This is a genomic window from Pseudomarimonas salicorniae (assembly GCF_023156535.1).
Taxonomy (GTDB): Bacteria; Pseudomonadota; Gammaproteobacteria; order Xanthomonadales; family Xanthomonadaceae; genus Pseudomarimonas; species Pseudomarimonas salicorniae.
The window spans coordinates 114803-131051 of sequence record NZ_JALNMH010000008.1; the positions used below are offsets into that span (position 1 = coordinate 114803).

Below are 16249 nucleotides of genomic sequence, written 5' to 3' on the forward strand. Positions count from 1 at the left end.
GCGGAAAGCGTCCCGCGCGGCACCCGGCCCCGGTCCCACCGGCGTTGCCAGTCTCCCATGGCGAACACAGGGCGCAAAGAAGACATTCATAGGGTGCGGCTTGCCGCACCGGGCATACCGTCCGAACGCCCGTATCCTTGCGCCAAGGAACTTCGCTGACGCCCAACGAAGCCCGACTGTGGGAGCGCCCTTGGGCGCGACAGCGGAAATTCGCTGTGGCCTCGGTCTGTGGTGAATCCGTAGCGCAGCGGTCGCGCCCGAGGGCGCTCCCACAATTTGACTGCGGCAAGGTCTACTTGGCGGCGCAGACCGGACCTTGCATCGCCGTTGAATGTAGGAGCCAGCTTGCTGGCGATAGGCGCCCCCGGACGGGAGGATCGCCAGCAAGCTGGCTCCTACATTCGGGTTTTGCGGAAGGTCTGCTTCGCGCCCTTCTTGCGCGCATGGATCCCGTCGCATTCGACTGCGTTCTCGCCCTTCAACGAGACCCGGCCAATTCGATGCACATGGGCGAACGGCAAGATAGGCGCCGGGATAACGCGTTCCCTGCGGCGACAACTGTCGGGAGGTCGTGGAAGGCCCGCAGCAGGGCTAGGGCAGCGGCGGCTCTGCCGGCAGCGCCGCGGCCTCGGGCGACCACAGGAACGGGATCACGTGGCGCATGCGCTGCGGTACGTAGTCCTCGACCAGCTCGTCCTGCTCGGGGCGCGGCCGCCAGACGATCACCAGACGGTGGGGGCCCGGCGTCAGGCCATTGAGCGGCAGCCAGCCCGACAGCCCGCGCAGACCGAGATCGGCGCGCTCCGTGACCATGAAACCCTCCAGCGACTGCGGTCGGCCGTCGAGACTGACCTCCCAGATGCTGCTCAGGCAATCGGCCGCAGACCTCGCAGCGGCGTCGCGCCGCGCCTCGCGTTCGATGGCTTCGGCGTCGCTGTCGGAAGGGTCGAAGCCAAAGGCGGGACCGGCTCCCTCTTCGCGCGGGGCACAGCGTCGATCCAGCAGCGGGTCGTCGAGCAGGGACACGTAGGGCAGGAACAGTGGGAGCCAGGCAGTTTCGATGACCGGATCCGGAATCAACGGGCGCGGCAGCAGCGCATCGCGACCGATGCGCTGCGACTCGTAATAGGCGCTCCGCATCCCTCCGGCGATGTCTCCGCCCGTAACGTAACGCTGCGAATCGAGCGCATCGAATTGCCGCGCCCGCTGGAACGATATGTTCGCCAGCACCGTGACACCCATCACCCCGGCCATGAACAGGATGAAGAACAGCCGCGGGGACAGATTGCTCTGCAGTGTGAGCCGGATGCTGCCGAGCAGCCGTGCCGGGAAGAACAGTCCCTCGACCCAGGCCGCGAGGTGAACGAGCGCCCGAAGCGGAGCGACCTGCATGCGCTCGGGAAGCCAGCGCAGCAGCACACCATCAAGCAGCCAGCGTAGCAATGGTGCCCCGAAGAAGAAGAGGATGAACCAACCCATCGCAGTGTTGACGAAGGTATTGGTTCCACCCAGCGCCGGTCCGAACATTCCGGCGATGAGGAACAGCAGCAACAGCCAGAAGCCGAGCACGGCCAGCGCCATGGCCGAGAAGGTAATGAGCGAGAACAGCGTCGATGCGACCAGATCGGCTCGGGCGATGCCCTGGTCAAGGCTGGGCAGACGGCGGCGCAAGCGTGCGGTGGTCAGCCGGCCAATGCCACCGATGCGTTCCCAGCGCACACCGTGAGGGAACACCGCCTTGAGGCCGATCAGGCCCACCCAGTGGGCCCGCACCGCCAGGTGGAGGACGAACAGCAGGGCCATCGTGAGGCACATCGCGCTGGCGATCGGCACCAGCACGGCGCTGGCCGCGGCGATACCGAGGCTCATCCGCGGCACATAGGTCTCGTAGGCGCTCCATAGCCAGCCCGGCATCGAAACCAGGGCAAACAGGGACAGGCCCGAGATGATCAGCTCAAGCTCGTCGGTGCGCTCGCGCAGGCGCTCGAAGCTCACCCTCCCGGCTCTTGTCTCATCGACGCCCGCCACTTGCGTATCCGCCTTCTCGACCATGCCATCCCCTCCCAGGTGCGCGGGGAGGTTACCGCAAGCCGGCGATGCTGCGCCGCACCCGGCGCTCCCGGCGCGGGCTGCTAGACTGCGCGCCGCCTGGTATCCCTCCGGAGTGCTGCATGACCGACGCCGTTGCCCCGCGCAAGTCCGCCATCGACCGCTTCCTGAATATCGTTGAGCGCGGCGGCAATGCCCTGCCCCACCCGGCCACGCTGTTCGCCCTGCTGGCCGCGATCGTGGTGCTGCTGTCCGGCATTGCGGCCTACTTTGACGTCAGCGCCCCGCATCCGGCGACGGGCGAGTCCATCAGGGTGGTGAACCTTCTCTCGCTGGAAGGCCTGCACCGCATGTCGACCAGCATGGTGACCAACTTCACCAGCTTCGCCCCGCTGGGCACTGTGCTGGTGGCGCTGCTCGGCATTGGCGTGGCCGAGCACTCCGGCCTGATCGGCGCGGCCCTGCGTCTGCTGGTGCTGAGCTCACCGCGCTACCTGCTGACCCCGGTGATGGTCTTCGCCGGCGTGATGTCGAACATGGCCAGCGAGATCGGCTACGTGCTGCTGGTGCCGCTGGCCGGCCTGATCTTCCTCGCAGCCGGCCGCCATCCGATCCTCGGCATGGCGGCGGCCTTCGCCGGCGTCTCGGGCGGCTACTCGGCCAACCTCCTGATCGGCACCATCGATCCGCTGCTGGCCGGCCTGTCACAGGAGGCCTCGCGGATCATCGATCCCGGCTACACCGTGACCCCGGTAGCCAACTGGTATTTCATGATCGCCTCGACACCGGTGGTGACCCTGCTCGGCTGGCTGGTCACTGAACGCATCGTTGCCCCGCGCTTCCCCGACGGCCCGACACGCAACCCCGAGGAAGACGGCGCCGCCAAGCCCGAGCAGGACCCCGAGGCGCAGCGGCTGAAGCCTGAGGAATGGCGAGGCCTGAAGTGGGCCACCGCAGCGGCCCTGCTGATCACCCTTGTACTGGTCTGGGCGGCCCTGCCCCAGGGCCTGTTCTGGGGCGCGGGCTTCATGCGCGACCCGACCACCGGAGACCTGCTGAGCTCGCCGCTGCTGAGCAGCGTGGTGGCGATGATCTTCCTCTACGGCGTGGTCACCGGCGTCACCTACGGCGCGGTCGCCGGCACGGTAAAGAACGACACCGACGTCATCAAGGGCATGGGCCAGAGCATGTCGACGCTTGGCGTCTACCTTGTCCTGACCTTCTTCGCCGCGCAGTTCGTCGCCTACTTCAACTGGACCCAGCTCGGCCTCGTGTTCGCGGTTGAGGGCGCTCAGTTGCTGGATTCGCTGCGCACCTTCGTACTCGGCGATAGCGGCGACACCAGCGGATGGCGCTGGGTGCTGGCCAAGATCATCATCATGGGCGGCTTCATCCTGCTCACCGCGGTGGCCAACCTGTTCATGGGCTCGGCCTCGGCCAAGTGGGCGCTGATGGCACCGATCTTCGTGCCGATGTTCATGATCCTCGGCTACTCGCCGGAGCTGACCCAGATCGCCTACCGCATCGGCGACTCGGTGACCAACATCATCAGCCCGATGATGAGCTACTTCGCACTGATCATCGCCTTCCTGCAGCGCTACGAGCCACGCGCCGGCATCGGCACGGTGATCTCGGTGATGCTGCCCTATTCGGTGGTATTCATGATCGGCTGGACCGCGCTGTTCGTGCTCTGGCTGGCCTTCGACCTGCCGATCGGGCCGGGGGCACCGCTGCAGTACATTCCGGTCGCACCCGGCACCTGATGGGGCGCTGGCGTCCGCCCGCGGAGGCCTCGACCGCGATCATCACCCGCCCCGGCTTCGAGCGGCTCAAGGCCGAGCTCGACAGACTGTGGCGGGTGGAACGACCTGAGGTGGTCAAGGCCCTGGCCGCCGCCGCGGCCGAGGGCGACCGCTCGGAGAACGCCGAGTACACCTACCGCAAGAAGCAGCTCGGCGAGATCGACCGCCGAGTGCGCTACCTGACCCGCCGCCTGCCCCAGCTCAAGGTGGTGGAACAGCCGCCCTCGCATCCGGAGCGGGTCTGGTTCGGCGCGGAACTGGAACTCGAGGATGCCGACAGCGGTGAGACGTTCGCCTATCGCATCGTCGGACCCGACGAAACCGAGGCGCGGCAAGGCTGGATCAGCATCGACTCGCCACTGGCGCGCGCGCTGCTGGGGCGGGCGGTGGACGACGAGATCGGCGTCGAACTGCCCGGCGGCCGACGACACTTCGTCATCGCCGGCGTCGGCTATGCCCTGCTGGCGGCTAGTCCGGGCTGACGCCCCGCGGCGCCGGCGGTACCCGCATCAGGTCGGTGGAGAAGGCATCGACGTGGCTGAGGATGGCATGGGTGCCCTCGCTGTCGACCACCACCCGGCCGTCGGCCGGCGCCCCTCGCAGCTCCAGCCAGCGGCTCGCGGGCGATCCATCGAGGGGCTGCAGGAACAACGCCCAGCTCTCCCCTTCGCGGGCTGCGTAGACCAGCCGGCCCGCGTGCAGTCCCCAGGCGCCAAGCGTTGCGGGCAGGGGCAGGCGCTGAGGCGGCTCGTCGAGCGCATCGACCTGCAGCAGCTGCCAGTGGGTGTCTCCGCGTGACTCCCAGGCGATCCAGCCATCGCCGGCGTGGAAGTCGGCCACCGCCCGCGCGGCGCCAAGCTCACGCTCGCCCGTGGCATCGCGCAGCCAAAGGCGCATCCCGGCGCTGTCGCCGTGGCCGCGTGCATACAGGATCCGCTCGCCGCCGAGCGGCTGAGCAGCGAAGCCCGGCCCGGCCAGCGGGTGCGCGTCGAGCAGGCGCTGGCCGGCCAGGTCGAAGACCTCGATGCGCGTCTGGCCGCCGGCAACATAGCGGGTCAACAAGAGGTGCCGGGCGTCGAGCCACTGCGGGCGCACCCAGGCTTCGGCATCGGGAAGTGAAAGCCTGTGTTCAGTCGCTCCGCGCTGCCACCAGACTGAACCATTTCCATCGCGGTTGCTGACGTAGACCAGGGCGTCGCCGTCAGGCGAGGGGGCGGCGAAGGCCTCGTAGCGGGTCGAATCGGTCACACGCTCCGGCTCGCCCCCCTCGCTGTAGCGCCACAGGTTGGCGTCATAGCGGCGGCGTTCGTACAGCAGGCTGCCATCCGGCCCGATGTCCAGGGTCGCCGCGCCGCGTCCGCCAAGAAGGCGCAGCTCGCCCGTGACAGGATTCAGCCAATGCAGGGCCGGGAACCCATCGCGATCGCTGGCCACGATCAGTGCGCGGCCGTCTGCGGTCCAGGCAAGATCGGGAATCCGGTGCGCTCCCGGCAGCAGGCGGCGCTCGGAGTCCCCTTGGCGCAGCCACAGCTCGCGCTGTCCATGGGGGCCGCGCAGGAAGGCGATATCGCCCGCGGCGTTCTGCCGCGGGTGGCTGTCATACAGTGCGGTGGGCGGTGGCGTGGTCAGTCGCGCACTCTGTCCGGTCGACGGGTCGGTGCGCCACAGCGCAGCAGGCCCCGCTTCGTCCCCCGACGGGCCGGTGTAGAGCAGACGATCCTCGCGCGGCCAGTCAAGCGGATAGCTTTGGCTGCCGCCGCAGGGTCCGAGGTCTCTGGGCAGCCCTGCGGGGAGGTCGACCACGCGCAGGGTGCAATCGGACCCGTCCCATGCAGTGAACGCAAGTCGCGTGCCGTCGGGCGAGAAGACCGGCGCGGCCAGCCGGCCCACCCCGCCTTCGATGCGCCGCGGAGCACTGCCATCAGCGGTCGCCCACTCGAGCCAGCTCTCGCCGGTCTCGAGATCGTTGATCGCATAGGCGAGCCAGCGCCCATCGCGCGAGTATCGCGGCTGCCAACCCCAATGCGGGCCGCTGCGAAACGGGTGCTCGCGAACCAGATCGGCCGCGGTCCAGCCGGTCGACTCAGGCGTGGCCGAGGTCTGACCCTCCTTTCCGGACCAGGCCCACCAGCCCGCCAGGGCAATCAGGACCGAGACCAGCAGCAGGCCGACGATCACACCTGCCAGACGCCCCGACGCGGCGGGGGGCGGTGTACTGGTGTCCGCTGTAAGCTCGCTGACCTCAACCGGCGCGGCCGGGTCGCGAGTCGCTATCGCATCGGCCTCGCCCGCCATGCGCATCACCGGCACCAGCAACCGGTAGCCGGTCTTGGGCAGGGTTTCGATGTATCGCGGCGAACGTGCGTCGTCGCCCAGAAGACCTCGCAGCTCGGCGATGGCCCGGGAGAGCACCTCGTCGCCGACCACCTTCCGCGCCCAGACCGCTTCCAGCAGGGCCTCGCGGGAAAAGGTTTCGCCCGGCCGACTGGCAAGACAGGCCAGCAGATCGACCAGGCGACGCGGCAGCCGATGGCTCTCGCCTCCCCGACTGAGCGTGTGGGTCGAGGGCACCAGCAGCCAGTCGCCGATCCGAAGGGTCTCCGATGCCGGGCCAGCCGCTGGCTGTCTGCTGTCGTCCGCGTCCTGCACTACTTGGCCGTCCCCGCCTCGAATGGAGAAAAAAAGGAGATCGAATTCCGATCAAGATCAGGCACCTGGAGCAGCCTGAGCGGATGCTGCCGCGGTCATCGACCAGCTGGAGACCAGCCCATGCGAACGCTTCCCACCGTGCTGCGCGGCCTTGCCGGCCTAGCCGCCTGCCTCACCATTCTAGGCGTCCCCTCGCCCGCCCGCGCCGATTGCGAAAGGCTGCTGGTCTCCGGCTACCACTCCACGGTGCATGTCTATGACGGCTGTACCGGCGGCTTCCTGCGCGAGCTGGATGCGCGCACCCGCCTCAATGGCGCCCAGGCGGTGCGCGAGCGCGACGGCCTGCTCTACGTGGTGGCCGAAGGCAGCAACACCATCGTGCGCTACCGCGCCGACAGCTTCGAGTTCGTGGACTTCTTCGTCAGCGTGACCGGCAACCCCGGGATCACAGGGGTCACCTTCGGCCCCGACGGCGACATGTACCTCGGCGGCTACAACAGCGATTCGGTATTCCGCTTCGATGGCCAGACCGGCGCCGCCAAGGGCGAGGTCGTTCGCCGGGCGGATGGCGCCAATGGCGTCGACAACGGACTTGTGTTCGGCCCGGACGGCCTGCTCTACGTGCCCGGATTCGACAGCCACAACGTCATCCGCTGGAATCCGGCCACCGGTCGCAGCGAGACCTTCATCGCCAGCGGCTCGGGCGGGCTGCTCCGCACCCGCGGCATCCTCTTCGAGCCGGACGGAAGCGGCGTGCTGGTCAGCAGCGAGGGCTCTGGCGAGATCCTGCGCTACCACCGCGACGGACGATTCGACCGCCGCCTGGCGCAGTTCGAGTTCGGTCCCAACGGCATGGCCTACGCGGCCGACGGCAACCTCCTGGTCACCGGTTTCGGTGGCGATCGGGTCGAGCGGGTCGACCCACGTACTGGCCAGCGCCTCGGCACCCTGGTCCCGGCGGGCAGCGGCGGCCTGAGCGGCGCCACCTTCCTGACCATCCTCCCGCCCACCGCGGCCCCCGAGCCGGTGCTCGACACTGCCCAGATCGGCAGCCAGTACTGGGTCACGGGGGCCGGCCTGCCCGAGGGCAAACGGCTGGAGCTGGAGCTTTTCAGCAGCACCGGCACCGGCTTCGGTGATCGCTTCAATGCCGCCGAGCTGGCCGAAAAGCGCTGGGGCCGGCTGCGCATCGACTTCACCGGCTGCGACAGCGGAGAGTTCAGCTGGGCCTCAAGCGCGGCGGACAGCGCCGGCTTTGGTGACGGTGGCTACCCGCTGGAACGCATCGCGCCCAATCCAGCCAGCGAACGCTGCCAGGCCGAAGGCTTCGCCAGCGTCAGCGGCCACGAGTGGATGGCCGGCACCTGGTTCGGCGGACCGGCGCGCAGCGGCGAGGGGCTGTTTATCGACGTGCTGGCCGACGGCGTGGTGCTGGCGGCGTGGTTCACCCATCGGCCGGCGGCCGAGGCGAAGTAGCTCGGGGCAATAGGTACAGGCGAGCCTGCTCGCCTGCCTTGGAGCCCTGCGAAAGCGCAGTCAGCCGCGCTCTACGGAAGGGGCGCCGCCAGTGGGTCGGGGTAGCGGCGTCCGGGGCGGACCGGCTGGAAGCATTCTGCCTCGCGGCAGAAACCGGGATCACCGCCACGGGGATGCCAGCCCCGCAGCCCCATCAGGGGCAGCGGGCGCATCTCTTGAGGATCCTGCAACAGGTCGCCGCAGGCGATGGCGGCGGAGACCCGGCCCACAGCCGCCTCGCGGTCGAGTCGGGGGTCGATGACTACCAGCGCCTTACCGACCAGCAGACGTCCGGGTTCGAGGGCGTGTTCAAGCAGGGCGTGGCCGATCACCACGACCGAAACGTCCTCCGCCGCCAGGGCCGGGAACAGCCGGTCCCAGGCGTGGCGGTCCCAGTCATCGAGCGCCGCACGATCGCGCAGCAGCACCAGCACACCGGCTTCGTCGAAATGGGTCAGGGCCTGTTGGCCGCGGGAACGCTGCTTGTTGCCCAGCCGGGCGACGTCGGCCGCCTGGCGGGCGTTCATCGCCCGCTTGACCGATGGCCAGCGCAGCCAGATCAGCGCATTCAGCAGGTCGTGCCAGTTGGCTTCCCGGGTGGCGATACCACGGCCGGCGGCGATGCGCTGCTCGTAGTGCAGGCCGTCTTCGAGCAACGCCGGCGATTGGGCAACGAAGCGCAGGTCCATGCCCTGCTCCGCCGCCGCCGACTCCAGCGCCGCGCAGTCCGGCCAGGCTTCGCCCTCGAGCAAGCCGCGCCAGCGCTCGAAGTCGGCGAAGACCGGGTGATCGAAGCAGGCCGGCGGCACCGCGTCGCGCGGAGGCGCGCGAAAGCGCATCAGCCCTCGGCGACCAGGCCGTAGAGGTCGTGCTCGTCGCTGCCCATGATCCGAACGTTGACGAAGTCGCCGGGGCGCAGGCCGTGCTCGGCGCCATCCTGGATCTGCACCGTGCCGTCGATCTCCGGCGCGTCGGCCTTCGAGCGTCCGATCGCCAGTTCGCCATCGACCAGGTCGACCAGCACCTGCTGCACAGTGCCGACCTTGGCCGCCAGCTTGTCCTCGCTGATCTCGGCCTGCAGGGCCATGAAGCGGGCCAGGCGTTCGGCCTTGACCTCCTCGGGTACCGGATCGGGCAGCGCGTTCGCAGCCGCGCCTTCGACCGGCGAGTAGGCGAAGGCACCGACCCGGTCCAGCTCGACCTCGTCGATGAAGTCCAGCAGCTGCTCGAAGTCGTCCTCGGTCTCGCCCGGAAAGCCCACGATGAAGGTGCTGCGCAGGGTGATCTCGGGACAGATCTCGCGCCAGCGGTGGATGCGCTCGCGCACCTTGTCGATGGCGCCGGGGCGCTTCATCAGCTTGAGGATGCGCGGGCTGGCGTGCTGGAACGGGATGTCCAGGTAGGGCAGCAGCTTGCCCTCCGCCATCAGCGGGATGATCTCGTCGACGTGCGGATACGGGTAGACGTAGTGCAGACGGGTCCACACGTCCAGCTCGGCCAGGCCCTCGCAGAGGTCCTGCATGTGCGTGCGGCGCGCCTTGTCGCGCCAGGTGCCCGACGCATACTTCAGGTCGACGCCGTAGGCGCTGGTGTCCTGGGAGATGACCAGCAGCTCGCGCACGCCGCCGCGGACCAGCTTCTCGGCCTCGCGCAGCACCTGGTCGACCGGACGCGAGACCAGGTCGCCGCGCATCGAGGGGATGATGCAGAAGCTGCAGCGATGGTTGCAGCCCTCGGAAATCTTCAGGTACGCAAAATGCTTCGGCGTCAGCTTGAGGCCATAGTCGGGGACCAGGTCGACAAACGGGTCGTGCCTGGGCGGCAAGGCCTTGTGCACGGCGTCCATGACGCTGGTGTAGTCCTGCGGACCACTGATCGACAGCACGTCCGGGTGCGCCTCGCGAATCTGCTCCGGACGCTTGCCGAGGCAGCCGGTGACGATGACCTTGCCGTTCTCGGCCAGGGCCTCGCCGATGGCGTCGAGGGATTCCTCCACCGCCGAGTCGATGAAACCACAGGTGTTGACGACCACCACGTCTGCATCGTCATAGGTCGGCACGATGTCGTAACCCTCGACCTTGAGCTGGGTGAGGATGCGCTCGGAATCGACCAGGGCCTTGGGGCAGCCAAGGCTGACGAAGCCGACTTTGGGATTGGGCTGGGGCATGGGACATCCGGATGGGGCCACACGGCCCTGAACCCGCGGATTATCCCGGATTCGACGCGCCCGCGCAGGCCGGGAAATCCTCGGGGCGCGGCGGCCGGTAAGGTCCGTTCAGAGTGAGTCGAGCGCGATGCGCCCTGTCCGCACCAGCTCCAGCTGCGATTCCGCGGACTCCGGGCGCCCGAGCAGGAAGCCCTGCAGCTCGTCGCAGCCCAGCCCGCGCAGCAGGCGCATCTGCTCTGCGGTCTCGACACCCTCGGCGGAAACCCGCATGCCCAGCTCGTGGCCAATGGCGATGATGGTGCGGGCGATGGCCGCGTCGCTGCCCTCGCTGCGCAGGTCGGAGACGAAGCTGCGGTCGATCTTCAGCTTGTCGAAGGCGAAGCGCTTGAGGTAGGCGAGCGAGGAATAGCCGGTGCCGAAGTCATCGAGCGCCAGGCTGATGCCGAGGTCACGCAGCCGGTCGAGGGTGTCGCGGACGCGGTCGAGGCTTTCCATCAGCGAACTTTCGGTCAGTTCGAACTGCAGCGCGCCGCGGGGAATCTCGTGCTCGGCGAGCGTCTCGGCGACGCGGGCGGCGAAATCGGCGCGGAGGATCTGCTGGGCCGAGACATTGATCGCCAGCGGCACCGGAGGCAGATCCGCCGCCTGCCAGGCGCGCCACTGCCGGCAGGCCAGCTCCAGCACCCGCCCGCCCACCTGGGGCATCAGCCCCAGCGATTCGGCGATCGGAACGAAACGGCCGGGCGGCACCGGACCCAACGGCGAGCGCGTCCAGCGCACCAGCGCCTCGAAGCTGGAAAGCGAGCCGTCCTCTGCGGAGAACTGCGGCTGGTAGTGAAGCTCCAGCTCGTCGCGCTCGACCGCGCCGCGCAGGTGCACGCCCAGCGAGAGGCGGTCCTCGAAGTCCTGCATGGTGGCTTCGGAATACACGCAGACCACGTCGCGGCCCTCGCGCTTGGCCTGGGCCATCGCCGCCTCGGCCCGGCGCAGCAGCTCACCGGGTGTGCGGCCGTGCTCGGGATGACCGCTGATGCCGATGCTGGCGGTCAGTCGCAGCTCGAACGGCGCCCCGCTGATCGGCCTTGCCACGGCGCTGCGCAGGCACTCGGCCAGTTCAACCACCGCCTGCCGGTCCAGCTGCGGCACCACGGCGACGAACTCGTCGCCGGCGAAGCGGCTGAGCCGCCCGCTCCCGCCCAGGGTGTCGCGGAGCCGCTGGGCGATCTGGCGCAGCGCCAGATCGCCGATCTGGTCGCCCATGCTTTCGTTGACCCCATGGAAGCGGTCGACATCGATGAAAAGCAGCCACCAACGGCCGCCGTCAGCCTGGCCATCGGCCTTGCCCGGCAGCGCCGACTGCTCCAGCGCCGCGTAGCGCGGCAGCTCGGTAACCGCATCGTGGCTGATCGCCCGGGCCAGATCCTCCTCGAAGCGCCGGCGTTCGGTGATGTCGTTGCTGACGGCCAGTACGTGGGTGATTGCTCCGGCCTCGTCGCGCACCGGGGTCAATGACAGCTCGTTCCAGAACAGGCTGCCGTCGGCCCGGTAGTTGCGCAGCACCACGTTGCACTCGCGGCCCTTCTTCAGCGCCTCACGAAGCAGCTTGCGCTGCGGCTGATCGCGGTCCGCGCCCTGCAGGAACCGGCAGTTTCGACCCGCGAACGCCTCGCGCGGGTAGCCGGTCATGCGCTCCATCGCGGCGTTGGCATAGAGCAGGGGGAAGTCCCCGGCGCGCGCGTCAGCGATCAGCACGCCGCTGCGGCTGGATTCGACGGCGCGTTCGAGCAGGCGCATCTGCGCCTGGGCCCGGCGCTGGGCGCTGACATCGCGACCAAAGCAGTACATGCGCCGGTTCTCGGGCGACCAGGTGCCCGACCAGAGCATGTGCAGGACGCGGCCGTCGGCAGTGACATTGCGGTTGGGAAACTCGCGGGCAGGGATGCCGCCCATCACCCTGGCCATCTCCTCCCGGGTGCGGGCGCGGTCGTCAGGGTGAACCAGGAGGTCGACGCTCTCGCCGACCAGCGACTCCGGCGAGCGTCCCCACAGCGACTCCGCGGCGCGGTTGACGCGCACGAAGCGGCCATGGTCATCGAACACGCAGATCACCTCCGCCGCCGAGTCGAGCAGGTGGCGGACGTCCTCTAGCAGAGCTGACTGGCTGACCGCGAAACCGACCAGCGAGACCAGCGCGTCAATGTCGCGCAGTTCGCCAGGACCGGGGCCGCGTGGGCTGCGGTAGTAGACGCCGAAGGTCGCCAGCGCGCGACCGTTCACGTCGGGTACCGGCGTCGACCAGCAGGCATGCAGCCCGTGCTGTGCGGCCAGTGCGGCGAACCCGGGCCAGCGGGCATCCGCGGCCAGATCCGGCACCACGATCCGCTGGCCACCGTATGCCGCCAGGCCGCAAGGCCCTTCACTTTCCGCCTCCCCGCCGACCCGCACGCCATCCAGCCTGCTCAGCAGGTCAGCCGGCAGGCCGGCTGCGGCACAGGGATGAAGCGTTCCGGCCGCCTGATCGACCAGCAGGATGGAGCCGATGGCACCGGGATGGCGCGCCTCGAAGCTTTCGATCATCGACGCCAGCAGCGGCCGCATGGTCGCGCCGCCCGCCATGGCGGCGAGATAGCGTTGCCGCGTCCGTTCCCGCCAGGACTCGCCGGCTGCTGCCGTGTCGTCCCGAAGCACCCCGACCACGCCCTCGTCGCCGGCGCGTCCTGCCCAGCGTACCGAAAGCCGCTCGCCGTCGAGGGCCTCGAGCGGCAAGCTCAGGTCAAAGGTCTCTCCGTGGCGCAGGCAGGCCCGGATCGCGTGCGCGAGCCGCTCAGCTGAAGCCTCGTCATAGCAGCCGAGCAGTTCCCGCAGCGGCCAAGGGCCGCTTCCCGGGAGCCCGTGCAATTGAGCCGCCTCGGGTCGGAGCGCGATGCGTTCGGGGTGCAGCATCAGGCTCCACGGCTGCAGCTGCCCCATCCGGCAAGCCAGGTCGATCAGGTGCAGCGCCTGAACGGGCGATGCGCAGAGCGCCTCCAGCGCGCGCTGGGGAGGGGCCATCCAAGGGTCCAGTGCGGGAGCGTCGTCCGACTCTAGACCCTTGGGGCCAAAGTATCCAGCCGCGGATCTGGCCGCGTCGCTATACTGCGCGGCTGCCCCATCCGGACCCGGCTGCAGATGACCGACCTCACCCGACCGAGCTTCCACGGATTCGAGCAGATCCCACTGCACGAATACGCCGAGCGCGCCTACCTCGACTATTCGATGTACGTCGTGCTGGATCGTGCACTGCCCTTTCTGGGCGACGGCCTGAAGCCGGTACAGCGGCGGATCATCTACGCGATGAGCGAGCTGGGCCTTGGCGCCACCGCCAAGCCGAAGAAGAGCGCGCGCACTGTCGGCGACGTGATCGGCAAGTTCCACCCTCACGGGGACTCCGCCTGCTACGAGGCGCTGGTGCTGATGGCCCAGCCCTTCTCCTACCGCTATCCGCTGATCGACGGCCAGGGCAACTTCGGCTCCTCCGACGACCCGAAGTCGTTCGCGGCGATGCGCTACACCGAGTCCAAGCTGACGCCGATCGCCGAGGTATTGCTGGGCGAGCTGGGCCAGGGCACCGTCGACTGGTCACCGAACTTCGACGGTACGCTGGAGGAGCCCTCCTGGCTGCCGGCGCGGCTGCCTCACCTGCTGCTGAACGGCACCACCGGCATTGCCGTGGGCATGGCGACGGACATTCCGCCGCACAACCTGAACGAGGTCGTCAGCGCCTGCATCCGCCTGCTCGACGACCCGGACGCGACAACCCGTGACCTGTGCGAGCACCTTCGCGGCCCGGACTACCCCACCGCGGCCGAGATCATCACCCCCGCCGCCGACCTGCTGAAGCTCTACGAGACCGGCGGTGGCAGCGTGCGTGCGCGCTCGGCCTGGAAGCGCGAGGGACAGAACGTGGTCATCACCGACCTGCCCTACCAGGTGAGCCCGAGCAAGGTGATGGAACAGATCGCCCAGCAGATGCGCGGCAAGAAACTGCCCTGGCTGGAAGACCTGCGCGACGAGTCCGACCACGCCAACCCGACCCGCATCGTGCTGGTGCCGCGCTCCAACCGGGTCGATATCGAGGCCCTGCTGGGCCACCTGTTCGCCACCACCGACCTCGAGAAGAGCTTCCGGGTCAACTTCAACATCATCGGCCTGGATGGCCGGCCGCAGGTCAAGCCGCTCAAGGCCCTGCTCGGCGAGTGGCTGCGCTTCCGCACCGATACCGTCACCCGCAGGCTCAAGCATCGACTGGACAAGGTCGAGCGCCGCCTGCACCTGCTCGATGGCCTGCTGATCGCCTTCCTCAACCTGGACGAGGTGATCCGCATCATCCGCACCGAGGATGAGCCCAAGGCCGTCCTGATGGAGCGCTTTGCGCTGACCATCGAACAGGCGGACTACATCCTCGACACCAAGCTGCGCCAGCTGGCCCGCCTCGAGGAAATGAAGATCCGCGGCGAGCAAGACGAGCTCAGCAAGGAGCGCGAGCAGCTGATCGCGACCCTGGCCTCGCCGGCCAAGCTCAAGAAGAAGGTCAAGGACGAGCTATTGGCCGACGCCAAGAAGTTCGGTGATGACCGCCGCTCGCCCCTGGTGCAGCGCGAGGCTGCACAGGCGATCTCCGAGACCGAGCTGGTGCCCAGCGAGCCAGTGACGGTGGTGCTCTCCGAGAAGGGCTGGGCGCGCGCCGCCAAGGGCCACGAGATCGACCCGGCCTCGCTGAGCTACCGCGAGGGCGACAAGCTGCTCAGCTTCGCCCGGGCGCGCAGCAACCAGCAGGCGGCCTTCCTCGACTCCACCGGCCGTGCCTATTCCACCGCCGCGCATACCCTGCCCTCCGCACGCGGCGCCGGCGAGCCGCTGACCGGGCGCTTCGCACCGCCCTCGGGGGCCGCTTTCGTCGCCGCGGTGGCCGGCGAGAACGATGCCCGCTTCGTCCTGGCGACCAGCCATGGTTACGGATTCGTCACCCGCTTCGAGAACCTCACCGGACGCAACAAGGCCGGCAAGCAGCTGCTCACCGTGCCCGCTGGCGCGGAGGTGCTGGCGCCGAGCGCAGTGACCGATCCCGACACCGACGTACTGGTCAGCATCACCAGCGGCGGCCACCTGCTGGTCTTCCCGCTCACCGAGCTGCCCGAGCTCGACAAGGGCAAGGGTAACAAGCTGATCCAGATCCCGCCGGCCAAGCTGAAGAGCGGCGATGAGCTGGTCAGCCATATCGCTGCGGTGAAGCAGGGTGGCGAGCTGACCCTGTTCTGTGGCCAGCGCAAGCTGACCCTCAGCTGGCGCGACCTGCAGGCCTATGGTGGCAACCGCGCCACCCGCGGCAACCAGCTGCCCCGGGGCTTCCAGCGCGTCGACGCCGTGCAGGCAGGGTAACTGACGGCGTAGGAGCCAGCTTGCTGGCGATCAGGACTTCCGATGCGCCGATCACCAGCAAGCTGGCTCCTACACGCTACGAAACGGCGTTCTCCAAGGGCATCCGTTTCAGTCCGCCTCCACAGCCAGCAGTTCCACCTCGAAGACGAGGGAGGCATCTGGGCCAATGGCGCTCCCAGCTCCGCGGGGTCCGTAGCCGTAGAGCGAGGGCAGCCAGAGCATCCGCTTTCCGCCGACGCGCATGCCCTGCACGCCCTCGTCCCAGCCGCGGATGACCTGCTTGGCGCCGAGCAGGAAGGTGAACGGCCGGCCGCGCTCGCGGGAGCTGTCGAACTGCTCGCCCCGGCGGTCCGGCTCGCGATCGTCGTACAGCCAGCCGGTGTAGTGCACGGTCACCCGCATGCCGGTCTCGGCCAGGGCGCCCTCGCCAGGCTGCGTGTCCTCGATGCGGAGGCTGTCGATGCTGCCGTGGCCGCTGGGGGCGGGGCCGCTGCAGGCGAGTAGCCCGACCAGCAGCAGGGCGAACGCAGCGACGGCCGGCCGCGGCGCCCTCAGAAGGGTGCCGGGATCCGGCAGGGCTGCACGTTCTGATCGCGTCATCAGGCAAGTTCCGTTTGGCGCCCCGCTGGCGCCGGCCCTGCGCATTGTC

The 16249-nt window shown here is 68.8% G+C and carries 10 protein-coding genes; 4 read left to right on the forward strand and 6 right to left on the reverse strand.

Going from position 1 to position 16249, the window contains the following annotated elements:
- Nucleotides 1-591: 591 nt before the first annotated feature.
- Nucleotides 592-1995 carry a hypothetical protein gene (locus M0G41_RS10630; RefSeq protein ID WP_248209156.1) on the reverse strand — a complete coding sequence of 468 codons (1404 nt, stop codon included), beginning with the start codon at nt 1993-1995 and terminating at the stop codon, nt 592-594.
- Nucleotides 1996-2171: 176 nt separating this feature from the next.
- On the opposite strand from M0G41_RS10630, the gene M0G41_RS10635 reads away from it, so the two are divergent.
- Nucleotides 2172-3812, forward strand: a complete 1641-nt coding sequence (locus M0G41_RS10635; protein WP_248209158.1) for an AbgT family transporter — start codon at nt 2172-2174, stop codon at nt 3810-3812.
- Nucleotides 3812-4333: a transcription elongation factor GreB gene (greB, locus tag M0G41_RS10640; RefSeq protein ID WP_248209160.1), complete on the forward strand. Its 522-nt coding sequence runs from the start codon at nt 3812-3814 to the stop codon at nt 4331-4333. The genes M0G41_RS10635 and greB overlap by 1 nt, the downstream gene beginning before the upstream one ends.
- Here greB and M0G41_RS10645 read toward each other — a convergent pair.
- Nucleotides 4320-6500: a winged helix-turn-helix domain-containing protein gene (locus M0G41_RS10645; RefSeq protein WP_248209162.1), complete on the reverse strand. Its 2181-nt coding sequence runs from the start codon at nt 6498-6500 to the stop codon at nt 4320-4322. The two genes, greB and M0G41_RS10645, sit on opposite strands and share 14 nt — an antisense overlap.
- A 120-nt stretch (nt 6501-6620) precedes the next feature.
- Between M0G41_RS10645 and M0G41_RS10650 the strand changes: the two genes are divergently transcribed.
- Nucleotides 6621-7976 (forward strand): Vgb family protein, encoded by a 1356-nt coding sequence (locus M0G41_RS10650; protein ID WP_248209164.1) that lies wholly within the window; start codon nt 6621-6623, stop codon nt 7974-7976.
- Nucleotides 7977-8047: 71 nt separating this feature from the next.
- Here the strand turns inward: M0G41_RS10650 and M0G41_RS10655 are convergent, their stop codons facing one another.
- The 3 genes from M0G41_RS10655 to M0G41_RS10665 form a co-directional block, all read right to left on the reverse strand.
- Nucleotides 8048-8854 (reverse strand): DUF3025 domain-containing protein, encoded by an 807-nt coding sequence (locus M0G41_RS10655; protein ID WP_248209165.1) that lies wholly within the window; start codon nt 8852-8854, stop codon nt 8048-8050.
- Nucleotides 8854-10182 carry a 30S ribosomal protein S12 methylthiotransferase RimO gene (gene rimO, locus M0G41_RS10660; protein ID WP_248209167.1) on the reverse strand — a complete coding sequence of 443 codons (1329 nt, stop codon included), beginning with the start codon at nt 10180-10182 and terminating at the stop codon, nt 8854-8856. The genes M0G41_RS10655 and rimO overlap by 1 nt, the downstream gene beginning before the upstream one ends.
- A 108-nt stretch (nt 10183-10290) precedes the next feature.
- Nucleotides 10291-13233, reverse strand: coding sequence for an EAL domain-containing protein (locus M0G41_RS10665; protein WP_248209169.1), 2943 nt, complete (start codon nt 13231-13233; stop codon nt 10291-10293).
- Nucleotides 13234-13350: 117 nt separating this feature from the next.
- Between M0G41_RS10665 and parC the strand changes: the two genes are divergently transcribed.
- The gene (parC, locus tag M0G41_RS10670) at nt 13351-15600 is read left to right on the forward strand and encodes a DNA topoisomerase IV subunit A (protein WP_248209170.1); all 2250 of its coding nucleotides are present in this window, start codon (nt 13351-13353) and stop codon (nt 15598-15600) included.
- A gap of 108 nt (nt 15601-15708) precedes the next feature.
- Here the strand turns inward: parC and M0G41_RS10675 are convergent, their stop codons facing one another.
- Nucleotides 15709-16200 carry an FKBP-type peptidyl-prolyl cis-trans isomerase gene (locus M0G41_RS10675; RefSeq protein WP_248209172.1) on the reverse strand — a complete coding sequence of 164 codons (492 nt, stop codon included), beginning with the start codon at nt 16198-16200 and terminating at the stop codon, nt 15709-15711.
- Nucleotides 16201-16249: the final 49 nt, after the last annotated feature.